Annotated in this window: 15 protein-coding genes and 1 tRNA gene; 9 read left to right on the forward strand and 7 right to left on the reverse strand. The window is 61.9% G+C overall.

From position 1 onward, the window contains the following. Positions 1 to 118: 118 nt before the first annotated feature. The 6 genes from mnhG to HRQ64_RS10905 are packed head-to-tail and all read right to left on the reverse strand — an operon-like array spanning position 119 to position 6,170. Complete coding sequence (mnhG, locus tag HRQ64_RS10880; protein WP_172123295.1) at positions 119 to 499, reverse strand: monovalent cation/H(+) antiporter subunit G; 381 nt, start codon at positions 497 to 499, stop codon at positions 119 to 121. Next, positions 496 to 777 carry a K+/H+ antiporter subunit F gene (locus HRQ64_RS10885; protein WP_127753029.1) on the reverse strand — a complete coding sequence of 94 codons (282 nt, stop codon included), beginning with the start codon at positions 775 to 777 and terminating at the stop codon, positions 496 to 498. Before HRQ64_RS10885 ends, mnhG begins: the two co-directional genes overlap by 4 nt. Next, positions 774 to 1,262: a Na+/H+ antiporter subunit E gene (locus HRQ64_RS10890; RefSeq protein ID WP_172123296.1), complete on the reverse strand. Its 489-nt coding sequence runs from the start codon at positions 1,260 to 1,262 to the stop codon at positions 774 to 776. The genes HRQ64_RS10885 and HRQ64_RS10890 overlap by 4 nt, the downstream gene beginning before the upstream one ends. Beyond that, positions 1,259 to 2,887 carry a monovalent cation/H+ antiporter subunit D gene (locus tag HRQ64_RS10895; RefSeq protein ID WP_172123297.1) on the reverse strand — a complete coding sequence of 543 codons (1,629 nt, stop codon included), beginning with the start codon at positions 2,885 to 2,887 and terminating at the stop codon, positions 1,259 to 1,261. Before HRQ64_RS10895 ends, HRQ64_RS10890 begins: the two co-directional genes overlap by 4 nt. Then, a complete protein-coding gene (locus HRQ64_RS10900; RefSeq protein ID WP_172123298.1) occupies positions 2,884 to 3,225 on the reverse strand; it encodes a Na+/H+ antiporter subunit C in 342 nt (113 codons plus the stop codon). The genes HRQ64_RS10895 and HRQ64_RS10900 overlap by 4 nt, the downstream gene beginning before the upstream one ends. Beyond that, positions 3,225 to 6,170, reverse strand: coding sequence for a monovalent cation/H+ antiporter subunit A (locus tag HRQ64_RS10905; protein WP_172123299.1), 2,946 nt, complete (start codon positions 6,168 to 6,170; stop codon positions 3,225 to 3,227). The genes HRQ64_RS10900 and HRQ64_RS10905 overlap by 1 nt, the downstream gene beginning before the upstream one ends. A gap of 457 nt (positions 6,171 to 6,627) precedes the next feature. On the opposite strand from HRQ64_RS10905, the gene HRQ64_RS10910 reads away from it, so the two are divergent. Both HRQ64_RS10910 and HRQ64_RS10915 read left to right on the forward strand, forming a co-directional pair. Next, positions 6,628 to 7,215, forward strand: coding sequence for a hypothetical protein (locus HRQ64_RS10910; RefSeq protein ID WP_172123300.1), 588 nt, complete (start codon positions 6,628 to 6,630; stop codon positions 7,213 to 7,215). A 590-nt stretch (positions 7,216 to 7,805) separates the two neighbouring features. Then, a tRNA-Asp gene (locus HRQ64_RS10915) sits at positions 7,806 to 7,882 on the forward strand. Positions 7,883 to 8,015: 133 nt separating this feature from the next. Here the strand turns inward: HRQ64_RS10915 and HRQ64_RS10920 are convergent. Continuing rightward, positions 8,016 to 8,477, reverse strand: a complete 462-nt coding sequence (locus tag HRQ64_RS10920) for a MucR family transcriptional regulator (RefSeq protein WP_127753034.1) — start codon at positions 8,475 to 8,477, stop codon at positions 8,016 to 8,018. 315 nt (positions 8,478 to 8,792) lie between these two features. Here HRQ64_RS10920 and HRQ64_RS10925 point away from each other — a divergent pair, with 315 nt between their 5' ends. The 7 genes from HRQ64_RS10925 (at position 8,793) to HRQ64_RS10955 (ending at position 13,914) form a co-directional block, all read left to right on the forward strand. Continuing rightward, positions 8,793 to 9,605, forward strand: a complete 813-nt coding sequence (locus tag HRQ64_RS10925; RefSeq protein WP_172123301.1) for a DUF1206 domain-containing protein — start codon at positions 8,793 to 8,795, stop codon at positions 9,603 to 9,605. A 169-nt stretch (positions 9,606 to 9,774) separates the two neighbouring features. After that, the gene (msrA, locus tag HRQ64_RS10930) at positions 9,775 to 10,437 is read left to right on the forward strand and encodes a peptide-methionine (S)-S-oxide reductase MsrA (protein WP_349236737.1); all 663 of its coding nucleotides are present in this window, start codon (positions 9,775 to 9,777) and stop codon (positions 10,435 to 10,437) included. Positions 10,438 to 10,508: 71 nt separating this feature from the next. Then, positions 10,509 to 11,051 (forward strand): porin family protein, encoded by a 543-nt coding sequence (locus HRQ64_RS10935; protein WP_172123302.1) that lies wholly within the window; start codon positions 10,509 to 10,511, stop codon positions 11,049 to 11,051. Between the two features lie 281 nt (positions 11,052 to 11,332). Further along, positions 11,333 to 11,890, forward strand: a complete 558-nt coding sequence (locus tag HRQ64_RS10940) for an outer membrane beta-barrel protein (RefSeq protein WP_127753037.1) — start codon at positions 11,333 to 11,335, stop codon at positions 11,888 to 11,890. 245 nt (positions 11,891 to 12,135) lie between these two features. Next, complete coding sequence (locus HRQ64_RS10945; RefSeq protein ID WP_164854804.1) at positions 12,136 to 12,702, forward strand: outer membrane beta-barrel protein; 567 nt, start codon at positions 12,136 to 12,138, stop codon at positions 12,700 to 12,702. Positions 12,703 to 12,973: 271 nt separating this feature from the next. After that, positions 12,974 to 13,339, forward strand: coding sequence for an NADH-quinone oxidoreductase subunit A (locus tag HRQ64_RS10950; protein ID WP_127753039.1), 366 nt, complete (start codon positions 12,974 to 12,976; stop codon positions 13,337 to 13,339). Continuing rightward, the gene (locus HRQ64_RS10955) at positions 13,330 to 13,914 is read left to right on the forward strand and encodes an NADH-quinone oxidoreductase subunit B (RefSeq protein WP_127753040.1); all 585 of its coding nucleotides are present in this window, start codon (positions 13,330 to 13,332) and stop codon (positions 13,912 to 13,914) included. Before HRQ64_RS10950 ends, HRQ64_RS10955 begins: the two co-directional genes overlap by 10 nt. Positions 13,915 to 13,920: the final 6 nt, after the last annotated feature.

Genomic DNA, 13,920 nt, shown 5'->3' on the forward strand with positions numbered 1-13,920 from the left:
GCGTGGAGGATGTTGAAACAAGGGTTCATGCACCCAAGGTAGGCGCAACAGAACTAAAGTCAAGCCAGTGTGGGACGCCGTGCCGCTCAGGAGGGCAGCGGCGCAGAGCGAAGGGAACTCAGCCCTCGGTCGGGGCGTCGGTGCGTTCCACCACGATATCCTGGCCCCATTGCGGCGGAACGTCGCCGCTGCGTTCCGCGCGGTCGCGGTACAGCGCGGCGCGGGCCAGCAGCATCAGGGTAACGGGCGTCGTGATCGACACGAACACCAGGATCAGCACTTCATGCACGGCCGGGCGCTGGGCCGACACGGTGAAGTAGACTATCGAAGCGAGGAGAATCGCGATGCTGCCAAGGCTCGTGCCGAGGGTCGGCGCGTGGATGCGGGCGTAAAAGCTGTCAAAGCGAGCCAAGCCGATGCAGCCCAGGAGGGTGAAGGCGGCGCCCAGAATGGACAGGCCGCCAACCAAGACCGCGAGCCAAACAGGAATTTCGCTCATTCAATGACCTCGCCGCGCATGAGGAACTTGGCCAGGGCGACGGTGCCGACAAAGCTCAGGGCCCCGATCAGCAGAGCCACTTCGAAATAAATGTTGGAGCCAATGCGGATGCCGAACAGCACCAGCATGAGCATGGCGGCGACGTAAAAGGCATCGAGCGCAAGAATGCGGTCCTGCGCGCGGGGCCCGCGGATCATCCGGTAGGTGGCAAGGATCAAGGCGAGGCCGACCAGCAATTGCGACAGCAACAGGCACCAATGGAGAATGGCTGCGCTCATTGGAAAATCTCCAGCAGCAAACGCTCATAGCGGTTCTTGATGGTATCGATCCAGGTCGCTTCATCAACGAGGTCAAGCACATGGATCAGCACGGTGGCATGCACAGCGTCATATTCGAGCCAGGCACTGCCAGGCGTCGCGGTGATGATGCAGGCGAGAATGGCAAGGCCTGAGCGGTCGCGCAGCGTCAGCGGCATGACGACGAAGCCAGCGGTTCGCTGGTGGTGCCGATCCCGTAGCACAATGCTGGCGACGGCAAGGTTGGAGCGCATCACATCAACCACCACATAGGCGGCGAGCCGGAAAATGCTGCCGAGCTTACGGGCGCGGGGCTGTTGGGGCTCAAGCGCCGCAAAGGCACGGGCGGCCAGCACGGCGATGACGGCGCCAAGCAGGATTTGTCCGAGGCCAAGGGACTGCTGCAGAAGCAGCCACAGCACCAGAAGGCTGAGCGACAGGATGGGGTAAGGCAGCAGCTTTCTCATGGCACCACCTCCACCAGCTGACCCGGCGCGGGTGGCTCCAGCACTTCCTCGATTACGGGCGCGGGGGTGTAGAGCTGGTCGGCGATGGCCTGGGTGTAGCTAAGGGCAGGTCCGGCCAGGATGGTGGTCGCGACAGTGAGGCAGAGGAGCAGGAGCACCGGGGCGATCTCGATCACCCGGACCGGCGCTGGGCGTTCGGACATGGTGGCCCAGAAGGTGTTGATCCAGGTGCGGGTCAGCGCCACAAGCGCCGCAAAACCGGAAAAGATCAGCAAGGCGGTGAGCCACCAGGCGGAGGGTGGAATGGGCGCGGTTTGAGTAAGGCCATCGGGGTTGAAGATGGCGGAGATGATCGCGACCTTGGCCACAAAACCGGCCAGCGGCGGCAGGCCGGCGATCAGCAGGATACAAAGGCCAAAGCTGATGCTGAGTACGGCGAGGGTCGCGGGAATGGCGACGCCGATTTCGTCTTCTTCATCACCTTCCTCGTCATCGCCATAGGCTTCCATGGTGACGGCGAGCACATCAGCGCCTTCAATACGCACCCGGTCGAGCAGTTCCACCAGCATGAAGAAGGCCGAGATGGCGAGGGTCGAGACGACGAGGTAAAAGAGCGCGCCGCTGGTGGCGCCGGCATTGCCCATGCCCATGGTGGCGAGCAGGGTGCCCGAAGAGACAAGGACGCTGTACCCGGCGAGCCGGGACGTCGTCTGGGCGGCCAGCACGCCAATGGTCCCAAAGGCGAGGGTGGCAAGGCCGCCCATCAAGAGAACGGTGTTTCCGAACCCAGCGGAAACCCCCGCTTCGGCCCCGAAGGCGAGGGTCGAAATCCGCAACACGGCGTAAACGCCGACCTTGGTCATGATGGCAAAGACCGCCGCGACCGGTGCGGCGGCTGCTGCATAGGAGGTGGGCAACCAGAAGCCGAGCGGCCACATGCCCGCCTTGATCAGGAAGGCGACGCCCAGAATGGCGGCGCCGGTTTCGAGCAGGCCCCGATCCGTTTCGGCGATGTTGGCGACCTTGCCCGCGAGATCGGCCATGTTGAGGGTGCCGGTGACGCCATAGATCAGCGCCGCCCCGATCAGGAACAGGAAGGAGGCGGCCAGATTGACGGCGATATAGTGCAGCGAGGCCTTGACGCGCGCGGCGCCCTGGCCGTGCAGGGCCAGACCATAGGAGGCGGCCAGCATCACCTCGAAGAACACAAAGAGGTTGAAGACGTCGCCGGTGAGAAAGGCGCCGTTGACGCCCATCAAGAGGAACTGGAACAAGCTGTGGAAGCTGCTGCCCGCGGAGTGCCAGCGGGCAAGGGAATACACCAGCGCCGAGATGCCAAGGATCGCGGTCACCAGCACCATCATGGCCGAAAGGCGATCGGCTACAAGGACGATGCCAAAGGGGGCCGGCCAGTTGCCAAGCTCGTAAACGGCAAGCGCGCCGGTGGGTTGGGCATTGGCCTGCATCACGAGCAGGACCGAGCCCACCAGCAGCATGACTGTCGAGCCGAGGCTGACCAGCGCCCGCGCATTGCGCAGGCGATCATCGAACATCAGCAGCAGCGCACCGGTGGCCATGGGCAAGAGGATGGGCAGGATGATCAGGTTATCGATAAAGCCGGTCACCGCCGTTCCCTCCCGTCGACATGGTCGGTTCCGGTCAAACCGCGCGCGGCCAGCAGCACCACAAGAAACAGCGCCGTCATGGCAAAGCCGATGACGATGGCCGTCAGCACCAGGGCCTGCGGCACGGGATCGGCATAAAGGCTGGGGTCGACCACGCCATCTTTGCCCAGAACGGGCGCGCCGTTCATCTTGAGGCGGCCCATGGCGAAAATGAAGAGGTTCACCGCATAGGACAGGAGCGACAGGCCAATGATGACCTGGAAGGTGCGCGGGCGCAGCATCAGGTAAACGCCGCAGCTGGCCAAGACGCCAATACTGATTGCAAGAACGAGTTCCATCAGCGAGCCTCCACCGGTGCATCGGCCGACACTTCCGCTTCGGGCACCGGCGGCACGGGTCGCCGCGCGGGCTTGGGCGAACGAATCGACTGGTGAGCAAGGGCGATCAGGATCAGCACGGTCGCGCCGATCACGAGGCTGAACACGCCAAGGTCAAATAACAGCGCGCTTGCCAAGGGCACCCGGCCGATCAGCGGCAGGTCGGCATATTGGAATGCCGTGGTCATGAAGGGATAGTCAAAGACGAAGGAAGCCATGCCCACCAGCAGCGCCAGAAGCAGACCGCTGCCGATCCAGCGTACGGGCAAGATGCGAAGGCGGTCCTCCACCCAGCGCGTGCCCCCTGCCATATATTGCAGGATGAAGCCGATCGACATGACGATGCCAGCCGCAAAGCCGCCGCCGGGCTGATCATGGCCGCGCAGGAACAGGTGCAGGGCCAGAACGATGATGACGGGGAACATCCACTGCATGATCACGGCGGGGATCAGCAGGTATTCATTGACTGTGTCGCCCGGGCTGCGCTCGGGCGCCCGGTCATCGAAGGCATTCTGGATCAACTGTTGCTCGGGCTTGTCGATCGAGTCGGCCGCAGGGCGGAAGCGGCGCAGAATGGCAAAGACCGTGACGGCTACAATGCCCAGGACGGTAATTTCGCCCAGCGTATCGAAGGCGCGGAAATCCACCAGCATGACATTGACCACATTGGTGCCGCCGCCAAGCTTGTAGGCGTTTTCGAGGAAGAACTCGGAAATGCCGTTGGGGAGCTGGCGCGTCATCACCGCATAGGACAGCAGACCGAGGCCGAGGCCTGCCACCAGCGACAGGGCGAGATCGCGATAGCGACGGAAGCGGGCTCGGCGCAGGACCACCACGTCGCGCATGTCCTCGACCCGCTTGGGCAGCCAGCGCAGGCCGAGGAGGATCAGCACGGTGGTGACGATCTCGACGAGGAGCTGGGTGACGGCAAGGTCGGGCGCGGAGAACCAAACAAAGGTCATGCACGTGACAAGGCCCGTGCCGCCCAGAAGAACCAGCGACACCAACCGGTGGAACTTGGCCTGCTGCGCGGCAGTGACGGCGCAAACGATGCCGATGAGCCAAAGAAGGGCGAACACCGGATCGAACCCGTCGAGCCCCAGTTCGAGCCGTCCCAAGCGGCCGGCAAGGATGACGGCTGCAGCGGCCGTGGCGGCGAAAAACAGCAGAAACAATTGCGGCTGCAGCCGACGCGTGCCGAACAAGCTTTCCAGCCGTCGGGCCCATTTGGAGGTGACGGTAAGCATGATGCGCTCGAAGATGCGCTTGCCCTTGAGCCGGCGCAGCAGCGGGGGACCTTCGATGCCCTTTTGCAGATAAGCATGGAGCGCCCAATACAGCAGGGCGCCGCCGACCAGGGCGATCAGGCTCATGAACAGAGCAAAGTTCCAGCCATGCCAGACCGAGAGGCTGTAATAAGGGGTGTCGGGGCCGGTGACCGAAACCACGGCCGCCGCCAGATAGGGGCCGATAGTGATGCCGGGAACTACGCCCACGACAAGGCAAAGCAGAACGAGAATTTCGATGGGCCGGCGCATCAGCGCCGGGGGCTCATGCGGCACTTTGGTCAGGCCCTGCGGCGGGGGACCGAAGAAGACGCCCAGCACGAAGCGCAGCGAATAGGTGACGGCAAAGAGGCTGCCGAGAATGGCGGCAGCAGGCAGGGCAATGTTGACAAAGGGATTGGCGTCGCGCTGCGCCGTTTCGGCGAAGAACATCTCCTTGGACAAAAAGCCGTTGAGCAGCGGCACTCCGGCCATGGCGGCGCTGGCGACCATCGCAAGGGTGGCGGTAAAGGGCATGTAGCGGAACAAGCCGCTGAGCTTGCGGATGTCGCGGGTGCCGGTTTCATGGTCGATGATGCCCGCCGCCATGAAGAGCGAAGCCTTGAAGGTCGCGTGATTGGCGATGTGGAAGATCGCTGCCACGGTCGCGAGCGGGGTCGACATGCCCAAAAGGGCGGTGATCAGGCCGAGATGGCTGATGGTTGAATAAGCCAGCAGGCCCTTGAGATCGGTCTGGAAGATGGCGACGAAGGCCCCAAAGACCAAGGTGATCAGTCCGGCGGAGGTGACAATCCAGAACCATTGGTCGGTGCCGGCCAGAACTGGCCAGAAGCGGACAAGGAGGAACACGCCCGCCTTCACCATCGTCGCCGAGTGCAGATAGGCCGAAACGGGGGTGGGGGCCGCCATGGCGTGGGGCAGCCAGAAATGGAACGGGAACTGGGCCGATTTGGTCAGCGCCCCCATCAGCACCAGCAGCAAGGTAGGCAGGTAAAGCGGGTGATTGCGAATCGTATCGCCCGAAGCCAGCACCACATCAAGGTCATAGCTGCCCACAATATGGCCGATCAGCAGCATGCCGACGAGCAGGCACAGGCCGCCAAGTCCGGTGACAGTGAGGGCCATGCGCGCGCCGTCGCGCGCCTGCCCGAGATGGAACCAGTACCCGATCAGCAGGAACGAGGTGATCGAGGTCAGCTCCCAGAACACTGCCATCTGGATGATGTTGCCCGAGAGCACCAGGCCCAGCATCGAGCCCATAAAGGCCAGAAAGAACGCGAAAAAGCGCGGTACCGCGTCATTGGGCGACATATAATAGCGGGCATAAAGCACCACCAAAAACCCGACGCCGGTGACCAGAACCCCGAAGAGCCAGGAAAACCCATCCAGCCGCAGCACGAGATTGAGATTGAGTGCCGGCACCCAGCTGATCTCGTGGCGGATCACATCGCCATCGCCGATCTGGGGGAACAGCCAGACCATGGCGGCAAAGCCCAGTGCCGCCACGGCACCCGCCAGCCACGCTTCCGCGTTCCGCGCATTTGAGGGCAACACCGCTGCGACAATAGCAGCCATGAAGGGCAAGAGCAGAACCGCGATCAGCAAAACAGACGGGGTCATTGTCCGGGCGGGCACCTTTGAGTAGTTTTGGGGGGAGGCTGGGATACCAGATGCTTGTTACTGGAGTAGCAGCTCAGCGCAACCCGAAACATTGTCGCGGAAGCGCTTGTCCTGGCCTGCAACTTGTTGGCACCCCGACCAGTCCTTTGGCCCGGCCGCCCCGCTCCAACCCGAGATCATGACCCTGGCGGGGCGATTATCTCCCGCAGCGGCAGGGATGGACCCCATCCGAAATACGGCCAGGAGCAGCGGGCGGCATTTTCGCTGTGGCGCCGTTTTCCCAGACACTTTCCCTCCGAAAATGGTGATCAAGCAGTGGGCTGCGCTCGGGGCAGTGGCGCCAGTCCCCAAGGCAGAACGCCAGCTTTACCTTATGCGTTCACAATCACCGGGAGATTTATTGCCCATGGCCGGCGTAGCCGGTACGGTTGGGCGGGGGGCATGCGGAGTATTGCATATGTACCGTGCCAAAATCGGGGCCTGCATTGCCGTGGCTGCATTGTCAGCAGCGCCGAGCTATGCCGGACCAATTACCGATGGCTCAAACGTCTTTATTTTCGGGGGACGCTTTCAGGACGAGTGGGTCTGGGAAACTGCCGCGTTCTGGCGGCCCCATTATGAAGACAACTATTTCGTGGGGGCAGGCTACCAGACCTTTGTTGCCGACCTGCCGGCCAATTTTCACTTTGGCCTCGAGCTTGGGGTGGGGATGCGGGTGGGGCAGGAAGCATCAGCCGAGATCTGGACGGGGGTGGTGCTCAAGAACGATGGCGTGACCATCGGCGATGTCACCATCTCGCCAGCGATCACCGGCGGCATCTCGATGGTGTCCGACACTATCGGGGTCGAAAAGGAGCGGGCCGGCTGGATCGACCGGAACGTACCGGTGCTCTTTTATATGGGCCCGGAAATTGCCGTATCGCATGCCGACTTCCCGGACCTCGAAATGTTTGCCCGCATTCATCACCGCTCGGGAGGGTATGGAGTGATCGCTGAGATCGACGGGTCAAACGCGGCGACGCTGGGCCTGCGCTTCAAGCTTTAGCCTCTTGGCCGAGCGATGAATGAGCCGACGCCGTGCGAGTCGGGGGCAGCGCGGCTGATTCCGCGCAGATTCGCCGCGTTGGATGGCACGGCGACGGAAAAATCGGGCTTTCCTGACGGAAATGTCGATCCCGGATCGGCGGACCGGTTCTTTTTGTGTCCCACCGCCCGAGGTGAGCTGAAGCCATTGGCGTGAGGGTGCGGGCGTGTTGCGGCAAGCAATTTTGCCGACTGCAGCGCCTGGAAAGCAGCGCTACGGCTAGGGCTGTCTGATACGGTCCAAGAAAACGGCCGGCGGCTTGTTTGGCGCGGGCGTGTGCAAGCCAGCACTTTGTTTGGGCAGTTCATGCCGGCGCCGTCGCTCGCGCCAAGCTGCGGGATGATTTGTTTTGAGACATCCGGGGCTGATCTGCGGCGCCTTTTGCTGAGGGGTGACAGAAGGCCGGCGAGGCTCGGGTAGCGCGAGCGCAAAGTTATCCACAGCGCTGCAGGCCAAGCGAAATTTCTCGCCGAAACGGTTTTGGCTGCTTGACTTGGCAGGGGGCGCTGGGTACATCCACCACACGTTGCGCAGACAGACAGTTTGCCGCTGCGGGAGTAGCTCAGTTGGTTAGAGCGCCGGCCTGTCACGCCGGAGGTCGCGGGTTCGAGCCCCGTCTCTCGCGCCACCCTTCTTCTTGATCTTGTCGAGACTTTGGAAGGGGGCGCGTTGTGCGGGCAGGTGGCCCGATCCCCTTCATTACAGATATTCTCGGGCTTCTGCGACGCCTAGAATTTGTCTTTTTGGGCTGTGGTGCCTGCCTAGGCGCTGCGTTGCCGGCGTCGCGGTGGCTTGGCGCGGGGCAGGGACATGCCGTGCGCGGCCTTGAAGTCGGCCTGGGTCTTGCGCGAAATGTCGGAGCGCACCAGTGACAGTTCTTCGGCGACCATCGGATAGTTGTCGGGCAGGTTCCACATCGAGCGGTAGTGCTCTGGGGTGAGGCTGTGGAGCGAGCGCAGATGGTGCTTGAGGCTGCGCAGCTTTTTTCCGCAGACCATGCAGATGATGAAGTCGCGCTTGATGGATTGATCGAACGGGACCGCGGGCTCGAGGCCCGAGATATTGCCACCCGGACCGCCGGCCGCAGCCACGATCTGGAGAATTTTGGCAAAGGCCGGCCCAACCTCCGCCAAAGCGGTGGGACTGCCAGCGAAATAGCCACTGGCAACGGTCGCGGCGGCTTGAAAGACCTGAGCTTTGGTGAGCGGTTCAGTCATGTTCATTCGGTGAGTTCACCGGCCCAGAATTGGCGTTTTTTCCGCGCTCACCCACTCCACAAAAGTCATTAGGTGATTAGCCAGCATAGCTGAGGCGAGGGAGCTTGGGTCCGGGGCGCTAGGCGGTGTTCTTGAGGTTGTCGCCGATCGTCACCCCAGGTGGCCAATCAGCAGCGGTACTGCTCGCAGAGCATCACCTCGGGCTTTGCCAGGCGTTCAATGGGTAGAAGTCCCTTTGATGCAGCCAGTGCGCTCCCCGAGATCGGCGAAGGGAACCTGCTCGCGTGCAGGCAGTTCCTCAGGCCTGATTTGGAGAGCGGCATGAAGAACAAGTTCGAGTTATTGGCGCGGTGGGGATATGCGGCGCGCGGGATTGTTTATGTCCTGCTCGGCGGCTTGGCGCTCGCCAGCGCGTTCTATGGCGCAGGCCAGCAAGCCAGTAACGAGAATGCTTTGGGGAACCTCCTGGGCGCGCCTTTTGGGCGAGTGCTGCTGAGCGCAGTGGCGGTGGGCCTGTTTGGCTATGTGGCGTGGCGGCTGGCGCAGGCCTTTCTCGATGCCGATCACCACGGCAGCGATGCCAAGGGTCTGGGCGCCAGGGCCGCCAGCCTGATCAGCGCGGCGGGTAACGCTACATTGGCGATCGCCGCAGCAAGCCTCGCCCTGGGAGCGGGTGGGCAGGGCGGCTCCAACGGCGAAGACAGCATGACCGCCTGGTTGATGGGACAACCTTTCGGCCGCTGGCTGGTCGGCGCGGTGGGGATCGCCATCATTGGTGGCGGCTTGTTCCAGATTTGGCGCGGTTACTCCAAGAAGTACCAAGACCGCCTTTCCATTCCGGCCGAACATGCCGGCAAAATCCATGCAGTGAGCCTGTTCGGCCTGGCAGCGCGGGGCGTCCTGTTTGCAGTGGTGGGCGTATTGTTCGTGTTTGCGGCGCTGGCGGTCGATCCGCAGCAAGCTGGGAGCACAACCGAAGCCCTCGATTATATCCGCCACCTGCCGTTCGGCCGCATTCTATATGGTCTGGCTGCGCTGGGCCTCGTGGCGTTCGGGCTTTATGGTCTGGTGCAGGCCCGCTACCGGCGCATTGACGCGCCCGATCTCCGCCAGGCGGCCGCGGCCTTGACCTAGCCGGGCGGCAATTTCACCTTGTGGTGAGCCCCGTGAACTCTGGCGTGGCCGGCTCCATATTGTTGGGCAATGCGGCCCAGCCGCCCGAGAGGATCATCCCGTGCCATCGAACCGTTCCGCTGCTGCCTTGCGTGCCTCTAGCTCAACCGGATTTTGGGCCACTCTCTTTATATTGCCCCTGCTAGCCCTGGCCTGGTTCTGCGCCCCGCTGATGGCGCAGGAAAAGGCCGTGGAGATTCCCCCACCTACGGTCGACTTGACCCAAACCGGCAACACCGCCGTGGCAGTCTTTGCCGGCGGCTGCTTTTGGGGGGTGCAGGGGGTGTTCCAGCACCTGGAGGGCGTTACCAAGGCTGTATCGGGATATTCCGGTGGCGCGGCCGAAACCGCGACCTATGATCTGACCAGCAGCGGGACCACGGGGCACGCCGAAGCGGTTGAAGTGACCTATGACCCTTCCGTGGTGAGCTATGGCGATCTGCTCCAGGTGTATTTCTCCGTTGCCCATAATCCGACGCAACTGAACTACCAGGGGCCCGATCACGGCACCCAGTATCGCTCGACCATCTTCGTGCAAAACCCTGAGCAGGAGCGAATCGCGGCTGCCTATATCAAACAGCTTGATGGTGCCGAACTGTTCGAAGGCCCGATCGTCACGACGCTGGAGCCCTTGATGGCGTTCTACCCGGCCGAGCAATATCACCAGGACTTTCTGACGCTCAATCCAACCTGGCCCTACATTGCGGTGCATGACCTGCCCAAGATCACCGCGCTCAAGGCACTCTTTCCCGAGCGGTTCCGCGAGGAGCCCGTACTCGTGGGTACCCTATAAAGAGCACATTTGCCGGGCAGAGGAACTGCTGCGTGGCCGCCACGTTGGTTGGCCAGGCAAGGACGCACGCCATGGCCAGAACGGGAAAGCTAATTGTACCGGTGCTGCTGACCCTTCTCGGGGTGAGCGCAGCGCATGCGGCTGATCCGATCCTCGTGGAAACCAGCACCCCGGCCGCCTTGCCCTTATATGAAGAGGCTCCATTCGATTGGAGCGGCTTTTACGCTGGCATCTATGGTGGCGCGCGCGCCACCGGTTCGGACACCCAAGCCATGCTTGGCATCCAGGCTGGCGTCAATCTCCAGTTCGACTTCTATCTCGTGGGGGCGGAAGTCTCCGTGCAGGGGCTTTCCGGGGATGTGGGGGGAGCCAGCTACGGGCAGATCCTGGGCCGCGCCGGCCTGATCGTCGCCGATGACGTGCTGGTTTATGCCGCCGGAGGCTATGGGATCGACCGGGGCGCGCCCGAACAAGAAGAGGTGCTGCTGGGTGGAGGCCTCGAGTTCGCGGTAAGCGAGAGCGTAACGGTCGAGGCGCAGTATCTCCATGGGTTCCCGATCGCAGGAGAGGAATCAAGCGATCAGGTCACCCTCGGGGCGCGATTCCACTTCTGAGTGCCCCATTTGCCGGTGAGCGCGCGAATCTGCCTGCATTCTTCACAATTTGAGTCGCCAAGCTGCCTCGGTTGTGACACATTGCCGCCAGAATTCTTGCTGCCGCCTGCCCAATTGTATCAAACTGAGCCAAAAGCGCGGTATTCTGGCAACACCGACCCCCGAATGGTCACCAGGTGTTAGCTGCGGTGCCATTTTTGCGTCACCATAGGGTTGCCTCGCGCATTGTAGTGAGGCATCTAAGCCGTCGACTACGGTTAACTCTATGGGAGTGCAAGATTATGTTTGTACGTTCGCTTACCCTCGGTGTCGCCGCTACGGCGCTCCTCGTTTCCGGCGCTTCGGCTGCCGACCTCATCATCCCAACCGCTCCAGAGCCAATCTATGAAGCTGCTGGCTTCAGCTGGGATGGCCTCTATGCTGGTATCGAAGCCGGCGGCATCTTTGCCGACGACGTCGACACGACCGGCCTGGTCGGTGGTATCGTTGGTGTGAACTTCACTGTTGCCGATCCGATCGTTGTCGGTATCGAGCTGCAGGCTGACTACCTGTTCCTGGACGGCGATGACGCCGGCCTGATCCTGGCTCTCGGCCGCGTTGGCGCCGTTGTGACCGACTCGGTCCTGGTCTACGCAGCTGGCGGCGTTGGCACCACTGTTGGTGGTGACGACGAAGAAGGCGTCTTCGCTCTCGGCGGTGGCGTTGAAGTTGCTCTGACCGACTCCGTGTCGCTGCGCGGTGAAGTTCTTGGTCTCGGCTCGCTCGACGACGACGACGATTCCAACGACGACTTCTTCAACGCTGCCAAGGCAACCGTTGGCGTGTTCTACCACTTCTAAGATCTGCAAGCTGGCAGGGCGGTGACGCCCTGCCAGCACAAACTTGCAAACCCAATTCGGCGAACCGCACCGCGGTTCGCCGTTTTGGTTTTAACAAGGTGTTAACACGATCTGCCACAGTGCGGCCTTAGTGCAACAGCTGCCAACAAGCGTTGCCCGGCCGGCCCGGAAGGCCACAATCGCCCTTGCGGCGAATCTGTACTTGCCCCACTACTCTCGTATTCTTCCTTGATATGGGGGCTTTAATGGCCATTCGTTCTCTTCTCCTTGGCGCTTCCATCGCCGTTGTTGCTTCGGTCGGCGCGCAGGCTGCCGATCTCATCATCCCAACCACCCCAGAGCCAATCTATGAAGCTGCCGGCTTCAGCTGGGATGGCCTCTATGCTGGTATCGAAGCCGGCGGCATCTTTGCCGACGACGTCGACACCACCGGCCTGGTCGGCGGTATCATCGGTGTGAACTTCACCGTTGCCGATCCGATCGTTGTCGGTATCGAGCTGCAGGCTGATTACCTGTTCCTGGACGGCGACGATGATGCCGGCCTGATCCTGGCCCTCGGTCGCGTTGGCGCTCTGCTGACCGACTCGGTCCTGATCTACGCAGCTGGTGGTCTCGGCTCCACCGTTGGTGGCGACGACGAACAGGGCGTCTATGCTCTCGGCGCTGGCGTTGAAGTTGCCCTGACCGACTCCGTGTCGCTCCGTGGTGAAGTTCTCGGCCTGGGCAACCTGGACGACGACGATGACATCGACGGCAACGACGACTTCTTCGCTGCTGGCAAGGCCACCGTTGGTGTGTTCTACCACTTCTAAGAATGCCGACTGTTTGATGACGGTCTAGTGTTGAGGCCCCGCATTGCGGGGCCTTTTCTTTTGCCTGCTCTGCACTAAATAAGCGGTCGAAACGTCGGCACGTCTGCTCGCCTATACATGATCTGTTAGATCAGATTTTCTTTCCCTTGAAACAACCGGGTGGAAGGTCTAAGCGGAGGCATCAATTTCGCCCCGCGTCGCTCGCCCCAATTGCTTGCGCTGCCGGCGCGCAAACCGACCGCCCGGTCGGGTCTTGAACACAGGCTGCCGCATGACTGAATTGCTCAGCAACTACCTGCCCATCGTGCTTTTTGTCGGTTTGGCTGGCTTGATCGCCATGTCACTGCTGATCGCGCCGTTCCTGATTGCAGTGAAGCGCCCCGATCCAGAAAAAGTATCGGCCTTTGAGGCGGGCTTTGATGCCTTTGACGACGCCCGCATGAAGTTCGATGTGCGATTCTATCTCGTCTCGATTCTCTTCATCATCTTCGATCTTGAAGTTGCGTTCCTGTTCCCCTGGGCCGTGGCTTTCCGGGATGTGGGTTGGTTCGGCTTCTGGTCGATGATGATCTTCCTGGGCGTGTTGACCGTCGGCTTCCTCTATGAATGGCGGAAAGGTGCACTTGAATGGGATTGAGTGAACAAAACAACGGCACGCTGGTGACGCCTCGTCCCAGTGGCCTGATCGACCCGCGCACCAACAAGCCGGCCGGCGCCGACGATCCGTTCTTCACGGATGTGACCGACGAGCTGGCCGACAAGGGCTTCCTGGTTTCCAGCGTTTCCCAGTTGATCAATTGGGCACGTACCGGCTCGCTGATGTGGATGCAGACGGGCCTGGCCTGCTGCGCCGTCGAGATGATGCAGATGTCGATGCCGCGCTATGACGTGGAGCGGTTCGGTACCGCACCGCGCGCGTCTCCACGCCAATCTGACGTGTTGATCGTGGCGGGCACGCTGACCAACAAGATGGCTCCGGCCCTGCGCAAGGTCTATGACCAGATGCCCGAGCCGCGCTATGTGATCTCCATGGGCTCCTGTGCCAATGGCGGCGGCTACTACCACTATTCCTATTCGGTGGTGCGTGGCTGCGATCGCATCTTGCCGGTCGACATCTATGTTCCTGGCTGCCCCCCAACCGCGGAGGCGCTTCTTTACGGCATTCTGCTGCTGCAAAAGAAGATCCGCCGCACCGGTACCATCGAGCGATAAGGTCTT

It is taken from the genome of Devosia sp. 919, from assembly GCF_013185965.1.
Taxonomy (GTDB): domain Bacteria; phylum Pseudomonadota; class Alphaproteobacteria; order Rhizobiales; family Devosiaceae; genus Devosia.

Coding starts and splice junctions, on each gene's coding strand:
- mnhG (WP_172123295.1), bottom strand. CDS start 499: ATGAGCGAAATTCCTGTTTGGCTCGCGGTCTTGGTTGGCGGCCTGTCC.
- HRQ64_RS10885 (WP_127753029.1), bottom strand. CDS start 777: ATGAGCGCAGCCATTCTCCATTGGTGCCTGTTGCTGTCGCAATTGCTG.
- HRQ64_RS10890 (WP_172123296.1), bottom strand. CDS start 1,262: ATGAGAAAGCTGCTGCCTTACCCCATCCTGTCGCTCAGCCTTCTGGTG.
- HRQ64_RS10900 (WP_172123298.1), bottom strand. CDS start 3,225: ATGGAACTCGTTCTTGCAATCAGTATTGGCGTCTTGGCCAGCTGCGGC.
- HRQ64_RS10905 (WP_172123299.1), bottom strand. CDS start 6,170: ATGACCCCGTCTGTTTTGCTGATCGCGGTTCTGCTCTTGCCCTTCATG.
- HRQ64_RS10910 (WP_172123300.1), top strand. CDS start 6,628: ATGTACCGTGCCAAAATCGGGGCCTGCATTGCCGTGGCTGCATTGTCA.
- HRQ64_RS10920 (WP_127753034.1), bottom strand. CDS start 8,477: ATGAACATGACTGAACCGCTCACCAAAGCTCAGGTCTTTCAAGCCGCC.
- HRQ64_RS10925 (WP_172123301.1), top strand. CDS start 8,793: ATGAAGAACAAGTTCGAGTTATTGGCGCGGTGGGGATATGCGGCGCGC.
- HRQ64_RS10935 (WP_172123302.1), top strand. CDS start 10,509: ATGGCCAGAACGGGAAAGCTAATTGTACCGGTGCTGCTGACCCTTCTC.
- HRQ64_RS10940 (WP_127753037.1), top strand. CDS start 11,333: ATGTTTGTACGTTCGCTTACCCTCGGTGTCGCCGCTACGGCGCTCCTC.
- HRQ64_RS10945 (WP_164854804.1), top strand. CDS start 12,136: ATGGCCATTCGTTCTCTTCTCCTTGGCGCTTCCATCGCCGTTGTTGCT.
- HRQ64_RS10950 (WP_127753039.1), top strand. CDS start 12,974: ATGACTGAATTGCTCAGCAACTACCTGCCCATCGTGCTTTTTGTCGGT.
- HRQ64_RS10955 (WP_127753040.1), top strand. CDS start 13,330: ATGGGATTGAGTGAACAAAACAACGGCACGCTGGTGACGCCTCGTCCC.